Source organism: Sporosarcina obsidiansis, from assembly GCF_009651005.1.
GTDB classification, from domain to species: domain Bacteria; phylum Bacillota; class Bacilli; order Bacillales_A; family Planococcaceae; genus Sporosarcina; species Sporosarcina obsidiansis.
Genome location: NZ_WHVW01000002.1, coordinates 84,202 through 102,726 on the forward strand (window position 1 = coordinate 84,202; position 18,525 = coordinate 102,726).

The 18,525-nt window shown below is 38.8% G+C and carries 19 protein-coding genes; 3 read left to right on the forward strand and 16 right to left on the reverse strand.

The window, feature by feature from the left end; genetic code table 11:
- Positions 1–3: 3 nt before the first annotated feature.
- The 6 genes from mbcS to GD002_RS02045 form a co-directional block, all read right to left on the reverse strand.
- Positions 4–1,578, reverse strand: a complete 1,575-nt coding sequence (mbcS, locus tag GD002_RS02020) for an acyl-CoA synthetase MbcS (protein WP_153730667.1) — start codon at positions 1,576–1,578, stop codon at positions 4–6.
- A gap of 208 nt (positions 1,579–1,786) precedes the next feature.
- A complete protein-coding gene (locus tag GD002_RS02025; RefSeq protein WP_153730668.1) occupies positions 1,787–1,996 on the reverse strand; it encodes an alpha/beta-type small acid-soluble spore protein in 210 nt (69 codons plus the stop codon).
- 79 nt (positions 1,997–2,075) lie between these two features.
- Complete coding sequence (thiI, locus tag GD002_RS02030; RefSeq protein ID WP_153730669.1) at positions 2,076–3,278, reverse strand: tRNA uracil 4-sulfurtransferase ThiI; 1,203 nt, start codon at positions 3,276–3,278, stop codon at positions 2,076–2,078.
- Positions 3,275–4,408, reverse strand: coding sequence for a cysteine desulfurase family protein (locus tag GD002_RS02035; RefSeq protein WP_153730932.1), 1,134 nt, complete (start codon positions 4,406–4,408; stop codon positions 3,275–3,277). The genes thiI and GD002_RS02035 overlap by 4 nt, the downstream gene beginning before the upstream one ends.
- A 78-nt stretch (positions 4,409–4,486) precedes the next feature.
- Positions 4,487–6,178 carry a septation ring formation regulator EzrA gene (gene ezrA, locus GD002_RS02040; RefSeq protein WP_194841458.1) on the reverse strand — a complete coding sequence of 564 codons (1,692 nt, stop codon included), beginning with the start codon at positions 6,176–6,178 and terminating at the stop codon, positions 4,487–4,489.
- Positions 6,179–6,372: 194 nt separating this feature from the next.
- Entirely contained in the window at positions 6,373–8,328 is a 1,956-nt protein-coding gene (locus GD002_RS02045) for a FapA family protein (protein ID WP_153730671.1), read from the reverse strand.
- Between the two features lie 243 nt (positions 8,329–8,571).
- Here GD002_RS02045 and GD002_RS02050 point away from each other — a divergent pair, with 243 nt between their 5' ends.
- Positions 8,572–9,369: a S1C family serine protease gene (locus GD002_RS02050; protein ID WP_153730672.1), complete on the forward strand. Its 798-nt coding sequence runs from the start codon at positions 8,572–8,574 to the stop codon at positions 9,367–9,369.
- 59 nt (positions 9,370–9,428) lie between these two features.
- On the opposite strand, the gene GD002_RS02055 is transcribed toward GD002_RS02050, so the two are convergent.
- Positions 9,429–9,746, reverse strand: coding sequence for a general stress protein (locus GD002_RS02055; RefSeq protein ID WP_153730673.1), 318 nt, complete (start codon positions 9,744–9,746; stop codon positions 9,429–9,431).
- Positions 9,747–9,974: 228 nt separating this feature from the next.
- Between GD002_RS02055 and GD002_RS02060 the strand changes: the two genes are divergently transcribed.
- Positions 9,975–10,349, forward strand: a complete 375-nt coding sequence (locus GD002_RS02060) for a carboxymuconolactone decarboxylase family protein (protein ID WP_153730674.1) — start codon at positions 9,975–9,977, stop codon at positions 10,347–10,349.
- A gap of 125 nt (positions 10,350–10,474) precedes the next feature.
- Here the strand turns inward: GD002_RS02060 and GD002_RS18010 are convergent, their stop codons facing one another.
- Both GD002_RS18010 and megL read right to left on the reverse strand, forming a co-directional pair.
- On the reverse strand, positions 10,475–10,600 hold the full coding sequence (locus GD002_RS18010; protein ID WP_255425120.1) for a hypothetical protein: 126 nt from the start codon (positions 10,598–10,600) through the stop codon (positions 10,475–10,477).
- Positions 10,601–11,270: 670 nt separating this feature from the next.
- On the reverse strand, positions 11,271–12,461 hold the full coding sequence (megL, locus tag GD002_RS02065) for a methionine gamma-lyase (protein ID WP_153730675.1): 1,191 nt from the start codon (positions 12,459–12,461) through the stop codon (positions 11,271–11,273).
- 349 nt (positions 12,462–12,810) lie between these two features.
- Between megL and rpsD the strand changes: the two genes are divergently transcribed.
- On the forward strand, positions 12,811–13,413 hold the full coding sequence (gene rpsD / locus GD002_RS02070) for a 30S ribosomal protein S4 (protein ID WP_153730676.1): 603 nt from the start codon (positions 12,811–12,813) through the stop codon (positions 13,411–13,413).
- Between the two features lie 801 nt (positions 13,414–14,214).
- Here the strand turns inward: rpsD and GD002_RS02075 are convergent.
- The 7 genes from GD002_RS02075 to GD002_RS02105 form a co-directional block, all read right to left on the reverse strand.
- Positions 14,215–14,478: a hypothetical protein gene (locus tag GD002_RS02075; protein WP_153730677.1), complete on the reverse strand. Its 264-nt coding sequence runs from the start codon at positions 14,476–14,478 to the stop codon at positions 14,215–14,217.
- A gap of 296 nt (positions 14,479–14,774) precedes the next feature.
- On the reverse strand, positions 14,775–14,960 hold the full coding sequence (locus GD002_RS02080) for a hypothetical protein (protein WP_153730678.1): 186 nt from the start codon (positions 14,958–14,960) through the stop codon (positions 14,775–14,777).
- A gap of 28 nt (positions 14,961–14,988) precedes the next feature.
- A complete protein-coding gene (locus tag GD002_RS02085) occupies positions 14,989–16,044 on the reverse strand; it encodes a serine/threonine-protein kinase (RefSeq protein WP_153730679.1) in 1,056 nt (351 codons plus the stop codon).
- Positions 16,045–16,060: 16 nt separating this feature from the next.
- Complete coding sequence (locus GD002_RS02090; RefSeq protein ID WP_153730680.1) at positions 16,061–16,531, reverse strand: hypothetical protein; 471 nt, start codon at positions 16,529–16,531, stop codon at positions 16,061–16,063.
- A gap of 356 nt (positions 16,532–16,887) precedes the next feature.
- Entirely contained in the window at positions 16,888–17,307 is a 420-nt protein-coding gene (locus GD002_RS02095) for a helix-turn-helix transcriptional regulator (RefSeq protein ID WP_153730681.1), read from the reverse strand.
- 6 nt (positions 17,308–17,313) lie between these two features.
- Positions 17,314–17,505 (reverse strand): hypothetical protein, encoded by a 192-nt coding sequence (locus tag GD002_RS02100; protein WP_153730682.1) that lies wholly within the window; start codon positions 17,503–17,505, stop codon positions 17,314–17,316.
- Between the two features lie 90 nt (positions 17,506–17,595).
- A complete protein-coding gene (locus tag GD002_RS02105; protein WP_153730683.1) occupies positions 17,596–18,471 on the reverse strand; it encodes a hypothetical protein in 876 nt (291 codons plus the stop codon).
- Positions 18,472–18,525 lie beyond the last annotated feature (54 nt).

Below are 18,525 nucleotides of genomic sequence, written 5' to 3' on the forward strand. Positions count from 1 at the left end.
CTCTTATTTACCTTGTTCTTTTTTGCGTAATTCAACTCGCATAATTTTTCCAGATGAAGTCTTCGGTAATTCCTCTAAGAATTCAATTTTACGTGGATACTTATATGGCGCGGTCAACTGTTTAACGTGATTTTGCAATTCTTTAATTAGTTCATCAGATTGCAACACCGATTCTTCACGCAATACAACGAACGCTTTCACCACATTCCCACGTTCAGGATCTGGACTCGCTACAACCGCACACTCCCTTACGGCTGGATGCTTGATGAGAGCGTCTTCTACTTCAAAAGGCCCGATCGTGTAACCAGAGCTGACAATGATATCATCCCCGCGTCCCTCAAACCAAAAATACCCATCTTCATCCTTTTTTGCACGATCGCCGGTTACATAGTAGTCCCCTCTAAACTGCATCTTTGTTCGTTCAGGGTCATTTAAATATTCTTGAAATAAAGCAGGCGTCGACTTGTGAACCGCAATATCTCCTACTTCATTAACAGCAGCGATTTTCCCTTCATCCGTAATAACCTCGACTAGATTACCAGGTGTCGGTTTACCCATAGAGCCAGGTTTAGCTTCCATACCAATCATCGTGCCAACGAGTAGCGTGTTTTCGGTCTGCCCATACCCATCACGTACAGAAAGCGAGAAGTACTTATTGAATATATCAATGACTTCTCTGTTTAACGGTTCTCCCGCTGACACAGCACTTTTGATAGATGTCAGTGAATAGTCCTTGAGATTTTCAGCTTTTGCCATAAAACGATATTCTGTCGGTGTACAGCACAGTACATTAATCTGATATTGATCCAAAAACTGCAAGTATTTGTCTACATTAAATTTTCCATTATAAACAAATCCCGTAGCACCACTTCCGAGTACCGATAAAAAAGGAGTCCAAATCCATTTTTGCCACCCAGGAGCTGCAGTCGCCCACACGGTATCTCCTTCTTGGATGCCAAGCCAGTTTGGGGCAGTCGTTCGCAAATGCGCAAATCCCCATGCATGTGTATGGACCACGCCTTTTGGTTTACCCGTTGTTCCAGACGTATACGATAAAAAGGCCGTATCCGTACCAAGTGTGTCACAAGCCGAAAATTCCTCGGAGACATTTTTCTCTTGTTCAGTTAGGGACACTTCACCTTCTTTAGCTTGCCCGATAATATAAACCGTTACTTCATCTATATTATCAACATGTTCCAACTGATCAGTGAATGCATCAAATGCAATAATAGCTTTTGCTGCGCTATGTTCAATTCGGTATTCAATATCGGAGGAACGCAACATTTCTGAACTAGGGATCACGACAAGACCTGCCTTAAGAGCAGCAATATATGTAACATAGGCTTCGATCATACGTGGTACCATGACTAATACCACGTCCCCTTTTTTCAGACCATTCGCGGTCAATACATTTGCTGTCCGATTTGCGGCTTTTATGAGTTCGTCGTAGCTTACTTCTTGTTGCTGATTTTGTGAATCTACATAGATTAACGCTTTTCTTCCATCACCTTTTGCATATTTCTCAAATTCTGAGACGATGTTATATCGGGCTGGCGCTACTAGTTCTTCACGGTTCATTTTCATTCCCCCTTTTACGTAATAGTACAATTATACAAATACACTGGACACATTTCAAAATTATTCATACAGTCTTAAAAATCGAACCGTTTTCCGCCAATGTAATTTAGGAAAGTTGCATGGTTTTAGAATGAATATATTTTCACTTTTCATGCACACTAAAAAGACCGCTCTGCATATTGCAGAACGGCCTTCTTTGTACATCTTATTACTTTGTGTAACCATTCATTTGTTGTTGAGCCTGACGCACTAATCGCTTAGTAATTTCTCCGCCGACGGAACCGTTGGCACGCGATGAAGCATCTGGTCCAAGCTGTACTCCAAATTCAGAAGCGATTTCTTCTTTCATTTGGTTTAGTGCTTGTTGTACTCCTGGTACTAAAAGCTGGTTTGAGTTGTTGCTGTTGCTGTTTGTCATGTCGTTGTCACCTCCTTGTGACTATAGAATGGTCACTTTTCGAGAAATCATGCAGGAGATAACAAAGGAAATATTTTCTTTATAGTAAATCGTTGAATTCATCGTCTTTCTGCTTACTTGGAATGGTCGTAATACGCTTACTGACCGCCTCTTCAATCATCTCTTCGAAGTTCTGGAAGCTTTCATAATAACGCACTTTCTCGACTTGCGGCTTCGTTTTTGAACTAGATGGCGTAAAAACAGTACAACAATCTTCATAAGGGCGAATCGAAATCGAATACGTCTCAATTGCTTCTGCTATTTGAATAATCTCCAGTTTATCCATCGCAATCAATGGCCGAAGCACCGGTGTAGAAGTTACTTCATTAATAGCTGTTAAACTTTCAAGAGTTTGACTCGCAACTTGTCCAAGGCTTTCCCCTGTGATGAGTCCGAGTGCATTCGTCTCTTCTCTAACACGATCCGCAATTTGCATCATCATTCGTCTAGTCGTTGTCATCGTTAAATTACTTGGCACTTGCTGAACAATCGCTTGTTGCAATTCCGTAAAAGGAATGATATGCAAACGAATCGTGGCACCAAATTTCGTTAACTGTTTGACAATATCTTCAACTTTTTGCTTGGCCAGATCACTAGTAAACGGCGGACTTGCAAAATGAATTGCATCAAAGGATACTCCTCTTTTCATCATCAAATATCCTGCAACAGGACTGTCGATTCCTCCAGATAATAATAGAAGAGAATGACCATTTGAACCGACTGGCATGCCTCCAGCTCCTTTAATGCTTCGAGAAGAGATGTATGCTGCATTACTTTGAATTTCCACATGTAATAAAATTTCTGGTTTTTTCATTTTAACGATCAGTTCAGGGAATGCTCGAAGAACATGACCACCAAGCTCTTGTTGCAACTCTCCTGTAACGAGAGGAAATGACTTATCCGTTCTTTTCACATCTACTTTAAATGTCTTTCCTTTTGTTTCACCATTAGCGATAACTTCTAACGCAGTAGTTTTTATTGCTTCCAACGTGGGTTCGCAAGTAGCGATAGGACTGAATGATTGAATTCCGAACACAGTCGGCAAAATAGCTATTGCTCGTTCCAACTCTTCTGGACGGTCTGTATAAAGAAACATGCGATCACGTTCCGCGCGCATGGTAAGTGTCGTAAGTTCTTGTAAAGCGGCTTTTATATTTTCTTTTAGTTTACGCACAAATTTACTTTTGTTTTTTCCTTTTAGAGACATTTCTCCATACCTGATTAAAATGGTATTCCAGTTCATTTTCTAACTCCCCTTTTTAGTAGCTGCATTAACTGACGAATGGCTTCCATCAGCTGATTCATTTCGTCCGTTGTCTGGTTCTTACCGAAGCTAATTCGAATAACACCTTTCTCGAAATCTTTAGGTAACCGAATGGCTTGGATAACATGACTAGTTTCTGTTTTTTTTGAGGAACAGGCACTGGATGTTGAAACGATGAACCCTTGTTCTTGCAAAAAGTTAACGACCACTTCGCCTGTTACATTTCTAAAAGCGACCGATAGAATATAGGGTGCACTTGCATGCGGTGCCAATACGAAGCAGTCGTCAAATTCAGCAAAAAAATTCAATAATTGATTTTTCCAACTTGCAAATTGTTGTAGATCTACTTCTTCTACTTGCAGACGAGCAGCTTTTGCTAATGCAGCTGCGTGAGGTACAGAAACTGTTCCATTTCTCAAGCTACTTTCCTGTCCGCCACCGAATGAAATGGGCTGAATGCGTAAATTTTTTCGATATGCTAAAAATCCACTACCTTTAATACCATGAATTTTATGTGCTGACAATGTAATGAGATCTGGACCATCCTGGAAATCGGCAGGCAAAAGTTTTCCGAAGCTTTGGACACAATCCGAGTGAAAGACCGCCCGCGACTTGCTATGAATCACGCGAGCACACTCCTCAATCGGTTGAATGGTGCCTATTTCATTGTTTACATGCATCACACTAACTAAAATCGTATCTTTTCGAAGACAAGACTCGAGCTCCGCCAATGAAATTCTTCCTTCTTCATCAACCTTCAAATAATCCACGATAAAATCCTGTTCTTCAAGGTAATGAAATGTATGTAGTACAGATGGATGCTCCACCGCAGTCGTAATCAAATGTCGCCCTTTGTGCTGATTGGCAAAAGCAAAACCTATAATGGCAAGGTTATTTGCTTCCGTTCCACCAGAAGTGAAAATCCCTTCTGTCAGTCCCAATCCAATCGTGTCCAATAGTTGTGTGCGAGCACGCTCAAGCAATTTTTCAGCCTGGTTTCCAGCTTCATGCAAAGACGCAGGATTCGCATAGTATGTAGATGAAGCTTCTATAAAAGTGTGAAGAACTCTTTCGTCCGTTTTCGTTGTTGCGCTATGATCGAAGTACATCAATTTGTCAAACCTCCAATAGTATCAGAATGAGCGAAACAAAGCCACCGGGCAAACCGGTGGCTTTGTCGGATATAGTTACACTTTATGATGAAGCATTTCTTGAATTTTCTTCATAGCACCTGGTTCTACTTCTTCCACAGCAGTTGCGGCTTCTTCCAAAGCTTTCATATAGCGGAATTGCATAAATGAATCTTCTGCCTGCATCAATTTCTGATGAACATGTGGATGTGAAGCTCGGTACCGATTGCCATACTGTATGATACGTTCTACCAACATTGCATTTTCGATCAAATCTTCTGTCTTTGTGCAGACATCATCGACGACAGCTGCCGCTTTTTGAATATACGATTCGACAAGACCCATATTAAGTGGAACTTCTTCTAAGCTTTGTTTTACAAGAAAGATCTGCTCGTCCGCTTCTTCCAATTGAATTTCCATTTCATCAGGAATCCCCGGTATATTCGCACGATGCAAGTTACGATCTGCAGCCTGAAGTTGCTGTGAAAGTGAAAACAGACGCGAGCGAACGTGATTTTCATCAATTCTAAGATTTTTAATCCGATTACTAAAGTTCTCTTGTTCTTCCGCCAACGTGTCTAATTCTTCAGCTATTGCCTGTAATTCTGTTTGCAATCCAGAGTAGGCAGATTCGTGATTATTTTGGCGTTCAATAAATAATTCTATACGTTTTGCCAATGTGTTCAGTTTTTTCATCGCATTTTGCGGAACTTGAGACTCTTTTTCATCCAGACGATAACTTTGTTGAACAAAATTCACTTCATTCATCGTAGCTTGGATCGTTCCTTGTAAAGCTTCAAATGAATCAAGCAAAGTATCCCAGCGATCTTCTACATAATAACGGGAACTTACTTCTTCTTCTAATACGTCATAGAAGGATTCGAGGCGATCATGAAGGCCAGCAACTTCCCGACCAACTTCTTCCACCTGCAAATGAACTAGCTGTTGTCGAAGTTCCCCCAGTTGTTGTTCAATTTCATCAAACTGAGAATGTATGTTGAGATGACCCAAATAATAAGACTGCTCTTCCATTTCCGCAATCCCATTTCGCAATTCACGCAAAGCAGCAGGTATCTTTGATTGTAAATCCGCCAGTAAAGAAGGAATCTCATGAATAATACGTGACAAATGATCCCCTTTGGACGCCAATGAAATAACGATTTCACGTGCCTGCAAATAGTTCCCATTTTCGATTAATGTATCATATTCTTCAAATCTTGGGTTAAAAGACTCCCACTCTTTTTCTAACGGCTCCACAGCAGCTCCAAACGAGTGCTGGTGGGCTAAAATAGCCTTACGTGCTGCACGATGCTGTTCTTTAATAGTTTCCATTTCGATACGATTTTTTTCTTCGCTTCCGATTAATTCATTCAACTCTTCTAAAATCATATGCATTTCTTTTTCACAGTGAGACAAGATTTCTTGGATTTGCTTTTCAGTCTCGGTCGCTTTTTTGAAATGGAAACGATCGACATGATCTTCTGCATCGAATAAGAGTGAATCCACTTTCGGAATACGATCGTCAACCACTTCCGTCCAAGTACTTCTCCAACGCTCAAACATTTCTTCCGTTTGACCCGTCATATTCAATTGTTTTACTTTCGTCATTTCTTCAAATATAGGTTTATGTTGAATTTGTAATTTTTCTTGTTCCAATTTTCCAATTTCTTGTATATGCTTTCGCCTAAACAGAAATGCGATTACTGTCAGAATAATGACAATAATTAATGGAATGATGAAATATTTCATCACATTATGATCCCCCTATCCCACACTTCGCGCTTAAAGTCATTATCTTAGATATTATAGTATATCGTAACATGTTTAAAGTATTTTCGTCTTGCATTAACATGTTTTTTGAGAAATAACAGATATTTTATCATTTAGGGGCATATTTTAGGGATAAAAGCTAAAATTTAAACGCAATTTTCTTGAGGGTTTTATTAGGCAATGATTAGAAGTCCTTCCGAATTCAGTTGCGCGGTTACCTGGTGCTTGATAGTAAAAAATTCATACCTTTGATTGCCAATATGAATCACCGTGCCTGGATACGCAGTCCCAATCCGAATGACTCCGCTTTCATTTGTTTGAATCTTCGTTTTCACACCTGCACTAGAGCCTGTTTCATCTAGTTCGATATCTCTTCCACCAATTACTTCCCCACCACGGCAAACACCTTTTATGACGATATCATGCAGAGCAGTGATCGAACAATTATAGACCCCTTTCGACATAATATGAATTTTGCCATTACTGTACAATATACTATTGAGCGCAAATGCGGCCTGCAAAACTGATTCTGGCTGCTCCTCTTCCCCATACACTCGTAGCAATAAATCCGCTTCTTCGATCAGCTGACGCAAATAGAGTATGGTTGTTTGTTCATCTCGTAACGGATCGACGAACAAGATATATAAACGATCAGACAGCTCCGACCACTCTTTTTCCAATCTTCTTGAATGGTTCTTCACTACTTGAATGAACTGCTTATTCACTTGTGTGAAATCACCATATTTTTGCTCCAATAATAGTCGAATTGCCTGTTTTAAAATAAATGGAGGAACATCTTCTGCCTTCTCTCCTCGCAAGGTGAAAATTTGCACGAGCGCCATGTCGATATTACGCAAATAGGTAAGAACTTCACTAAGATCTTTTACCAACATCGAAATAATTTTTTCTTGTATCCCGACCGTAACCGTAGAAGAAAAAATACTTCCCTTAATACATACTGATTTCGTCCCTCGAATGGAAGCCTTCGTACTATTTTTCATAATTGTGATCGTTCCAGAGGCAGCAACGAACATGGAGGGATGGATACTTCCACCAATCCAAACATCTCCGTCAAAGTAAATATTTCCACTTTCCAGATTGACATCTGCGGAATGCTGATACTCCCTGTTCACATCAACTTTTACCAAGTTTCCACGCCATTCGATTACAGGTCGTCCATCAATCTTAGCGTACAAATGATTTTCAGAGCTTTCCACTTGTTTACCTATCCGCAGAACAATGTCTTTCGGTGGTTTCACAGGACGTATTTCACCTAGCAAACTTTCCCCCGCAACTCCTTCCACTGGCGGAATATAAGTGGCGATTAACTGACCTTCTTGCACAGTAGGAACTTGCGTATGCTCCCGAAAATCTACTCGTTCATGTTCTTCTACTCGTTGCTTGTCAAAATTCAAATGAATATCGAGTGTCGCATCCCTACTCTCAATCGGAAACGTTCCTCTAGCAATGACAAATTCTTTCGCTTCCAACGTGTTCGTTGCCTCTTTTATTTCATCCATACATAAACCGTTCTCAATCCCCATTACTCTAAGTTCTTCAATAAACATCTTCGTTTCCAATTCATTAACGTTTTGTATTTCTTCTATAGTTTCGATATTCAGAACTGTTTCCCACGAAGTATCTTCTAATGTACGCGTTATGATTTTTCCTGGCGTCACTCTCGCTATTGCAATCATATGATCTTCAGCTAATTGTATAACGAATTGAGCAGCTAAAGTTTCCTTTACTGCGCACAGGGAAATTTTGTCTGTGGGTAAAAGTATAGTGCGTTGTGCTATAAGTTCATTGTTAATCTGTAATTGGACACCTGTAGAAGGAATAACCATTGGATACATTCCTTCTGCAAAACACACTTCCAACTGTCCATTAAAAATACGCACACCCGAACGTTCTTCAAAGACAGTTTGAGTGTCTTCCAGGACCGTTCTCTTTTTACCTACCTCTGTCACTGTTACTTCAGCCCATACTTTTTTTAATCCAAACATAGACCTACTTGGAGGTTGCTGTACTTGTACATGTACGTCATCCAAGGTAAGCCCCAGCATTTCAAGTGCTTGTTCCAGTGCTTTTTCTACGGTTTCCGCCCGAATGGTAATCGATCTCGCCATGATCTCACCTCCAAAGTCATAGTGCTTTATATTTAGCCCTATTATAACATAAAACAGGTTCCTTATTACTATATTAACTCAAATTTCTGATTTTACTAATTAGTAAGATTTCCATAAAAGATAATCCAATATATACTATTCGAACGATACATGACATTGATAGTCATTCATCCTAGGAAATGTATACAATATCACCTTTTATTTCTTTTCTGGTAAACTATCTAGTAGAAAGAGGTGTGAAAATTGCATAATAAAGACCTTCAACAAGAAGACTTGGATGATGAAGAGCTTCAGGAACTTGTGTTGGAAGCACAACGTGAGGCGTTAGAGCAAGCAGTCTCCGAAAAGAATGAGCGCCGTATATACCGTCCCTTTCCAAAATGGACATTTTGGCTAATGGCGATCACACTGGCAGTAAGTACGTTTGCTATTGTATTTCAAATTTATTCGATTCCTGCAATCGATTTCTTAAAGACATCCTCCGCACTATCAAAAAATCCACAGGTAGCTCTATATAAAGAAGCCGTTGTCGTTGTTGTGGCAGGAGACAGTAAAGGCACTGGATTTTCCATTAGTGATAAAGGAACAATCCTTACCAATTATCACGTCATTGAAGGCAATGAATCCGTTATGGTTTCTTTTCCTGAAGGCGAGCGATTCAACGCTACGGTCACGCGGACATTTCCAGACATCGATCTTGCTATTTTGGAAGTACGTGGAGAGCATCTTCCCCATTTACGCTTGGCCGAGCAAACTCATTTCAATGCTTACGAACCTATTACAATAGTAGGTAACCCGTTAAGTTTTTCAGGAATCGCAAATAAAGGAAATGTCCTTGACTACCTTCAATTACCCGACTGGGATCGACTAGTTGTTATGATAAAGGCGCCTGTCTATCGAGGGAACAGCGGGAGTCCCGTCATTAACGAAGAGGGAGAAGTGATCGGAATCATTTTCGCCACTTTGAACCATGAAAGTCATGGAAAAGTAGGGCTGTTTATCCCAATTGATGCGTACTATGAAGCTTTGGAAAGTTTATGAATAGTTCGGGAATCAAAAAAACGGCAAAGGAACTTGTCCTTTGCCGACTCACTTCAATTTTATCGTTTTGCTACGAGCAACAGTCTACCTTTATCGAGTTCACTCTCACCTTCTTGCGCTTCCGCTTCGGTTAATCCAATTGATTGCATTTCACTTCTTAATGTATCGCCGCGAGATGTAAACATATTTTTCATTTTATTAAGGAAGCCCATCTCACTCATCGTTACTTGTTCAGAATCTAGTGCATCCGCGATTTTGTCTTCGCGGTCTTGACTGTGTGCAAAAATATAAATATCATCATGTGTATAGCCTTGTACCACCAATTCTTCAATCTTCTTTTTCGCTTGCACCGCATTTTCTAAGAAAAACTTTTCCATTTGTAAATCCCTCCAAATAATTGTTTTCCGCTCTATCCAACTATACCTATTCAAACAACATCTCAAACTCCTTCTATATATTTTAGAACTTATGAACCATTTATTTTTGATATGCTGATAAAAAAGATGCCTAACATCCTCAATAAACAACTCTGATGTTATTCGGTGGATGTTCGGAATATGTTATACTCTTCCTAAAGTATTTTAGAAATTAAGGAGGAGTTTTCCATGTCAACTAAACAATTGGATGCAGGTCTACGTAAAATTAAGGAATATGTTAGCGAAGAGGAAGCAGAACGAATGATGACTGCTGACGCTTTAAAAGAGCTGGCTCCTGATTTACGAAAGTATATTGTAGAATTCGGTTATGGAGAAATCTATTCTAGACCAGGACTGGATAGTAAACAGCGCCAATTAGTGACAATTGCTTCATTAGTCACGCAAGGTACCATTCCACAGATCGAAACCCATGTGAAGCGTGGACTGACAGTTGGTTTAACCAAAACGGAAATCGTTGAGAGTATGATGCAATTGATTCCTTACATCGGTTTTCCTCGTGTACAAAACGCATTGATGGCCGCCAAAGAGATTTTGGAAAATTAGTAACAAAAACAGCTAGCAAGAGGTGGGTTTCTCTTGCTAGCTGTTTTTTACCATTTATAGACTGCTGCTACACTTGTATCGACAGGCATACGCTCTTCAGGAAGAATTACTACTTCTCCTCCGCTTTAAAGGACAAAATCCGCCAAATCTTCCATTACATCATCCACTACTGCTTTTTCCATATCTACTGTCTGAATTCCTCCAGTCTTCAACTTGATTTTACTAAAATAAAGTCGGCCATCCTCTAACATCAGACGGCTTATTCGATTTTCGCTAGCAGCTTTTACTATTTTTTGTATCTCATCAGAACCCTGACCATTCGATCTTGAGTTTTCGAAACACTCTACTATTTTACTTGTTTACTCCAGATAATTAGGTACGATATATACCCACGCGAGTTCTCTAAGTTGTCCTAAACTTAACGCTTCGAAATCCAATTTAATACCCATTTCTGCCAGTTGGGAGTGTGGCTTATTTCCTTGAATGGTGTATGATATTCCTTAAAGGTCATTAAAGACAAACAATGATTTCAACTTCGATTTATTTGTATGTTGACTTACGAACAAAAGTAGTATATAATAGCTATTTGGGATTGATAACTGATCTGACACAATAAATGGCGTTCTGCAAATGTTTTTCGGAACACTTATTCATACTGGCGCGACTATAGGGTCGCAAGGACGCAAAAGTAGGTAGGGTTTGCGTTGCTTAAGTAAAACAACCAGTAGAACAACGACCGCGGCAAATACGGTACTTTCAGATTCTACATGAATATAAAACCAACACGATATAGAAGTTATCAACATGTAGGGCTGCCTCTCAATTTAGGCAGCCCTTCCTCAACAGTATGACGGCTTTATTGCCTTCGTCGTATAAAACGGGCTAACCCTCTCAGGGTCAGCCCGTTTTACTATTTTAGTATTAGATTAATTGGAACGCTTGCTCTAGATCACCAATGATATCATCCATATGTTCTAACCCTACTGATAAACGCAACAAGCCATCCGAAACACCCATTTTTTCACGTTCCGCCTTCGGTACAGCGGAATGTGTCATGGTGGCCGGGTGTTGCATCAGTGTTTCCGCATCACCCAGACTGACCGCCAACTTGACGAGCGATAAATGATTGAGCAATTTCTGCGCTTCTTCTTTTCCGCCTTTAATTGTAAATGAAATCAATCCACCACCTGTTTTCATTTGCTTCTTTGCAATCTCATACTGTGGATGATGTTCGTCAAATGGATAATATACTTCATCTACTTTCGAATGTTTTCGCAAATAATCAAAGAGAATTTTCGCATTGGCAGCATGTCGATCCATTCGTACAGGTAAAGTTTTAATACCACGTAGCAGTAACCAAGCATCAAATGGCGATATAACACCACCATAGTCTTTTTGAACAGTACTGCGAATGACCGCCATTTCTTCTTTATCATTTCCTACCAATAAACCAGCAATGACATCGCCATGGCCATTTAAATACTTTGTCGCACTATGCAACACGAAATCGACTCCGAACGTCAATGGAGTTTGGATATATGGCGAACAAAACGTATTATCCACGATCACTCGTAAGCCGTGACGTTTCGCTACCTTAACGACTGCTTGTAAATCCACCAATTCCATCGTGGGATTGATTGGTGTTTCTACATATATACATACCGTTTCAGGTGTCACTGCTTTTTCGATTTCTTCCTCTGTCCTCATGGAGATCAAATCATGTGTAATATTATACTTTTCTTCCATAATTTTTAATAGACCGAACGTACAACCATAAATGCCTCGAGAACAAAGAACATGATCGTTGGCTTTCGTAACATGAACAAGCACCGCGCTCACAGCCGCCATTCCCGAAGCAAAAGCTAAACCTGCTGCACCTTCTTCCATTCTAGCAATCCGTTCTTCCAATACACCGACAGTCGGATTGCCTAAACGCGAATAAATATTACCGTTCTCTTCACCCGCAAATCGTCGTTCGCCTTGCTCAGCTGAATCAAATACATAGGTTGCCGTTTGATATAAAGGGACAGAAAGACTTCCTTGATGTTCTTTGCTGTTGTACCCTTCATGAATCATCGCTGTTTCTTTATGCCAGTTGTTATTCTTTTGCATGTTGATTCCTCCTTGTACTATCCTATTCAGAAATGGTTTGAAAGCGCTTAATCCCCACTCACTTTTAGTGTACCGCGATTTCTAAAAAAACAAAAGACTTGCCGCTCTACTCTTGCATTGTTTTACTTATTACTTGACCTCAAACCAATAAATTGGTATGCTATTCTTTGTGTAAAATAGTTGCAGCAGTTATGTGTTCCGTTTTGTCCAGTCTATTCCTTTTTTGAAGGTGCATCGTGTAACCTCGGGGCTGCAGAGGCGAAGTTGCAAGATAATAGAATGGCAAATGGTTTGAACATATCTGGTCTTATTTTACAACAAAATAAAACCAACAGAGGAGGAGTCTCTCATGGCTCGATATACAGGTCCATCTTGGAAACTATCACGTCGTCTTGGTATTTCACTAAGCGGCACAGGTAAAGAAATTGAAAAACGTCCGTACGCACCAGGACAACACGGTCCTAACCAACGTAAAAAACTTTCCGAATACGGAATGCAATTACAAGAAAAACAAAAACTACGTTTCATGTATGGCGTAAACGAACGTCAATTCCGTACGCTTTTCAACAAAGCAGGTAAAATGCAAGGGATCCACGGTGAAAACTTCATGATCCTTCTTGAAGCTCGTTTGGATAACGTTGTATACCGTATGGGTCTTGCTCGCACTCGTCGTGCAGCTCGCCAGTTAGTCAACCACGGTCACGTACTAGTTGACGGCAAACGTGTAGATATTCCATCTTACGCTGTGAAGCCAGGTCAAGAAATCTCTCTTCGTGAGAAATCTCAAAACCTAACTGCAGTTGAAGAAGCACTAGAAGTGAACAGCTATGTTCCTGACTACGTAACATTCGACAAAGATTCTAAAAAAGGTACATTCGTCCGCCTTCCAGAGCGTAGCGAATTATCTGCTGAAATCAACGAAGCATTGATCGTTGAATTCTACTCTCGTTAATAAGTTTGCATTGCAAACCATGGTATTAAAAGCCTTAGAAACCTTGTTATTTCAAGGTTTCTGGGCTTTTTTTGTTTATTTCAATTATGTATGTCGCTCCGTTAAAAAGCATGTATTTGGGGCTGAATTGGGGCTAGTTTGAGGCTAACACGAAATAACCTTGGCGGGCTATGGACAGAAGGGGGTAAGTAAAGCCGGATCTCACTCCCGAATTTTGAGTATGCTCAAAATTCCGCATACTATAAAAGAACTATCTCATTACCGAATATGTTACGGTCCAGATTTGGACAGTGCAAATATGCGTTTGCCTATTTCATGTCCTGGATATTGAAGAGAAACCAAATTTGGATTCACCTATTTCACTCCTGAATTATCAGGCGTGACGACTCCTCATAATTGAGGACATCTTTTTCTCACTCTCCAAATCTAGGGAGTCAACCATACCCAAATTGACGACTGTCCAAAAATGGGCAGTAAATATGACGGCTCAAATTTGAGCGCTCCTCTCTCGCGGCTGAATATCCAGCTGCCAACATCTCCTCAAAATTGAGGAAGCCCCTAAATGAATGGTTATCCAGAAATGACTGTTCATTATTGGACACTCAAAAATGAGTAACAGTTCTTACGCTACTGATTCACCTTGTAACTAAAAGTACACGCCCACAATGCCCCTGATGGCTTCCTATAACATTCATGAACATATTTCCCCTACCTAATCACCTATCGCCCTCTGTGTGCTATCCTCTGTAGTCGTTTCATTAATCCGTGAAAAGAAAAAGGACAGGCTCTAGGCCCATCCTTTTATTTATTGTTTAACATAAAGTTTCTAGCTTCCGTGTCTAATTCGTCAAAAATAGCCGCTGTTTCTTCTGGTCGAAGAGAGAACTTTTCACCAGCAAGTACTTCTACCTGTTCGTGATATTTTCTTCCTTCTTCGCCCAAATCGGCGTCTCCTTGATTGGTTAATTCATGATATTTTTCTTTCATAAAGAAATAGACTTGATTATTAGGGAATTGTTCAATATGAAATCTTATATCTGGCCTGTTGTGGTATAATTCTGCCACATTCTCACCTCCTTTACTAAACTTAGTTCGACACAACACCTGGTGCCCCTTTTTTAATCGTTCGATAATTATCGACTAGCAAGCTAAAAAAGGACCTTCGCGTCATCCATGAACATTCACTACTTTTACGATTGTCGCCCACTGAATGCAGTCACAGCATTTTTACAAGTAGTTTCCTTTCGGCAATGCGCTGTTCTAGCCTTAATGAATATTATTTCCTATGTAATTTTCATAACACACCACTCATTCTTTTATTTTTAGGCATAGAAAAAGCAGCCCGAAGGATGCTAAGGATTTTATTTGTATAATTTGGTGTTATCTATAGGCAATACTTGTATATAACCATCGAAGGTTTCTACAATACGATAATTATCCCTCATATCAATCGCTTTAGCCTTTATTAAACGTTCATGTAACGTGTCAATAGGAAATGGAGTCTTGTGATTAGTTAGTGCTATTTTTTTAGCCTTAAACTTTTTCACGATATTACCCCCTTTTCACAATAAATCTTTATTTATACTTTAACATTTTCTTTATTTCCATAAAAGCTTCTTCTTTATTATTATATCCAGATGTACACCATTTGGTAACACGGGTAGTTTTATTATCACTACTCCTTATTCTTACTCCAATTGTTTCCCATTTATCATCGACTTGAATTAGACTCAATTCAAGTTTATGATTCTCATTTTCTTCTGTGAATTTAAAATGGTCATTCTCCCCTTCAGTATACTCCCAATTATAAACATCTTCAATACTGCTGATTTCATTAATCATATCCAATATTGTCTCATACCTCTTAGTCACGTCATTCATCAGCGATTTTTTAATGATTTGTTGAAACTTATCTGGTATGTGAGGTAAAAAATTACTTTTTTGCGGAAATTTATTCTTCCTTATTGCTTCAGCTAGTTGTTCTTGATTTTGTATATTCAAATCTCGAAGCTGTTGTTTAAAATTTGTATTACCATTACACATCCTATATATAGTTAAACCTGCCTGATATATATCTGTATAAAATGAAAATTTTCCTGTTTCAAAAGTTTCAGGTGGCACATGAAGTGGATAAAACTTATCTGGTTGAGCAAATCCACTTTCATTCAAATATTTAGCCAGACCAAAGTCAGTAACAACAGCCTTATTAGAGTTACTTATTAAAATATTGGTTGGTTTAATATCAAAATGAACCAAATTTTTCGTGTGCATAAAATGTATACCTGAAAGAAATTCTAATGAGTATTTAATTATCTCCTTTACTGTCAGGAATCTTTTCTCTAATAAAGAATTTATGGATCCATTTTTATAATAATCCATTGTCAGATAAATATAATCTGTATCTTGGGTGGCATATTTAATCCCCATTATATTCGGATGCTCTGATGCGTAAAGCATTTGTGCTTCTTTAAAATAATCTTCTGTTTTGGTAAACTCCGATTTATTAATTCGCTTAACTACTAATTCAGCGTTTAATTGAGGATCAAAAGCCTTGTTGACTGTTGAATTTCTCCCCTCTAGTCCTATCTCTTCCCTATATTCTAAACTCAATGATGTATCTACAATTAGCATATTTCTCAAACACTCCTCATAGAACTGTAGCTGCACAAGCTACAACTAAACATTCACGCTCTTCTAGTTTATATTCTTCCCATTTTTCGATCCCAGCAAAACTTTCAGCAGCTTCAAGATATTTTTTTATATCCCCAGTCTCTAAAAGTCTAGACATCTGAACAATTTTCATTACCGAATATTTTTCAATAGTACTATTAGCAAATAATTCCTGTACAACTCCCTCAATATTCATTCTATAAACAGAGGGTGTTCGTGCCACTGTTTCTGTGATTCTAAGTCCAGCATGAGTAATATTATACTGTAAAATAATAGCAAGTAAGTTTGTTCTAATAAAAGCGAGTTGCTCTGGAATTTCTAATGATAAGGGGATGTTCAAAAACGAACATCTAATAATTTCAAATTCGTCTTCTTGGTCATTAATCACGGCATAATATACTTTAGGTGACCTTGTGCTTGGGGATATCCTTATCCCAATCGAATACATATTTCAACCCCCCTACTTTACGAATGCTTCAATTGTACTATATAGGAGTCATAAACGTCTAATAAACTAATAGCAAACTCAAAACCATTGCTAATCTATAATTTGATTGAAGGGACCAACTAAGAACTAAATACTTAAAATACCTTTTGACAAATCTCTCCCCTTTATATTGACACCAATCGCTAAATAAGGAGAAAATCCTTTAATTCAAGAACTTAATCTCAAAGGACAAATAACTCACGCTCAAAAACGGGAAATCAGACCAATGCATCGCCTGTGCTGATCCGACTCCCCGACCTGCTTTCCAGTATATCATTCTTTTTATTCTTTTGTTTTCATCGTCCTTACCACACAATTCAACCACATCGTCCGTTTCTAACATTCCTAACTATTTGACTAGCGATGGATGAACAAATGGGTTTCGTATGGGTCTGCGATAATCCCATATGTCTTGATATCCAGGCGTAGCTTTCCCCCTCAAGTAACCAGTGAAGAATCTCCACTTCCCTCTCTTCTGTAATCACATAGATATTTTGCTGAATGAACTGGATCTTCTTTTCGTAGTCAGCAATGCGGTCCCAATGCTTCCCATGCCTGATAACCTCACTTAACACAACATCTCCTGTTAACCCCTTAGCTTTCGGCATGCCTGCTTCATCTCCATATTGAGCGACTAAACCCTCTCCAGCATTTTTCACGTCGTCGAATAACATCTTTACCGTGTTCATCATCCAATGATAATCACGAATCCACTTTTTCGCCTGTTTCTCGTTCAAATCAATCTACTTTCTTCTAAATGCGCCACCTAGTCCGCGTCGGTATGTATCACGGTCAACGCCCATAAAATCAAGCAAATCCCGCTCACTCAACCGCTCGTTTCGTTTCTTGTTTTTCCTAGTATCCTTCTTCGCTTCCGCTTGTTTAACAGGCTGTACTAGCCCCACACGATGAAGTTCACTTTTCATCGATCGCATATCAATCCTTTTTGTGAAATAAAAAAGAGGACAACAAATGACGCAGCGCAATGCTGCAATCAAATGTTATCCTCTGGTTGGCCATATGATCTATAAATCTATTAGTTCAAATGGATCTCCGCTTACTTTTACACCACATATTTTGCTACTCTCATCAATTAAATTTCTAACTTCATTACGTAGATCATCTGCCAAATGAATATATGTTCCATTTTTAGCTACAATCCACATACTCTTTTTTTCGTCTTTGTAATAATGATATTCGACTAGAATCTTCATTTTTTTAAAATTTAATTGTTTAAGTCGAATCTTTTCTTCCTCAGTAATAAATCCTTTATCTTTCTTTGAAATTAGATCTGCTATTTTCAATTTAAGTAAATCTATATCATCTTCATATGCCGCTGTTTCTATTGCCAAAATTTCAGTGAATTCATTGTATTGATCCTTCAGTAACTGAAGATGAAATTTTAAGTTTAAATCCATAATAAAATCAAGGTCATCCCAGTAGTAGTTATTTGTCTTTTTTATTTTCGTAACTGTTTGTAAAAACGAATTTCCCGAATTAAACACCACAGTTTGAGCTTGCCTTTGAACCTGAGAAGTTTGCTGAATAATTTTAATAAGTTCAATTTCAATTTTTTGTAACACTAATAATTGTTTTTTATGTAACTTAACCAAGTTTTGTTTTTCTTTGTTTTTCTCTTTTTCATCTCTATATTCTATCTCCTTTAAGAAGATATCCTGCTGTTTATTAACTTGTACCTTTGCTGCGTATATTGCAATTCCTCCTGATAAACCAGCACCTAATAATGCCCCTAAAAATGTAGAAATCGGGTTTACAAGATCTTTATTTGGCTTAAAGCCATTTTCATTCATTAAGATTCCAAAACATAGAGTTAGCATTGAAATTAATAAGACTGTTACCAAAATATAAAGTATACGACTCTCCAGCTTTCTCTCACTCAAAACTTCTCCCCCTCTCCCCTCCGCATCCGCAAAACTTTCCTCTTATGCGTCACA

Coding starts and splice junctions, on each gene's coding strand:
- mbcS (WP_153730667.1), bottom strand. CDS start 1,578: ATGAACCGTGAAGAACTAGTAGCGCCAGCCCGATATAACATCGTCTCA.
- GD002_RS02025 (WP_153730668.1), bottom strand. CDS start 1,996: ATGACAAACAGCAACAGCAACAACTCAAACCAGCTTTTAGTACCAGGA.
- thiI (WP_153730669.1), bottom strand. CDS start 3,278: ATGAACTGGAATACCATTTTAATCAGGTATGGAGAAATGTCTCTAAAA.
- GD002_RS02035 (WP_153730932.1), bottom strand. CDS start 4,408: ATGTACTTCGATCATAGCGCAACAACGAAAACGGACGAAAGAGTTCTT.
- ezrA (WP_194841458.1), bottom strand. CDS start 6,178: ATGAAATATTTCATCATTCCATTAATTATTGTCATTATTCTGACAGTA.
- GD002_RS02045 (WP_153730671.1), bottom strand. CDS start 8,328: ATGGCGAGATCGATTACCATTCGGGCGGAAACCGTAGAAAAAGCACTG.
- GD002_RS02055 (WP_153730673.1), bottom strand. CDS start 9,746: ATGGAAAAGTTTTTCTTAGAAAATGCGGTGCAAGCGAAAAAGAAGATT.
- GD002_RS02060 (WP_153730674.1), top strand. CDS start 9,975: ATGTCAACTAAACAATTGGATGCAGGTCTACGTAAAATTAAGGAATAT.
- GD002_RS18010 (WP_255425120.1), bottom strand. CDS start 10,600: ATGTTAGAGGATGGCCGACTTTATTTTAGTAAAATCAAGTTGAAGACT.
- megL (WP_153730675.1), bottom strand. CDS start 12,461: ATGCAAAAGAATAACAACTGGCATAAAGAAACAGCGATGATTCATGAA.
- rpsD (WP_153730676.1), top strand. CDS start 12,811: ATGGCTCGATATACAGGTCCATCTTGGAAACTATCACGTCGTCTTGGT.
- GD002_RS02085 (WP_153730679.1), bottom strand. CDS start 16,044: ATGCTAATTGTAGATACATCATTGAGTTTAGAATATAGGGAAGAGATA.
- GD002_RS02090 (WP_153730680.1), bottom strand. CDS start 16,531: ATGTATTCGATTGGGATAAGGATATCCCCAAGCACAAGGTCACCTAAA.
- GD002_RS02100 (WP_153730682.1), bottom strand. CDS start 17,505: ATGCGATCGATGAAAAGTGAACTTCATCGTGTGGGGCTAGTACAGCCT.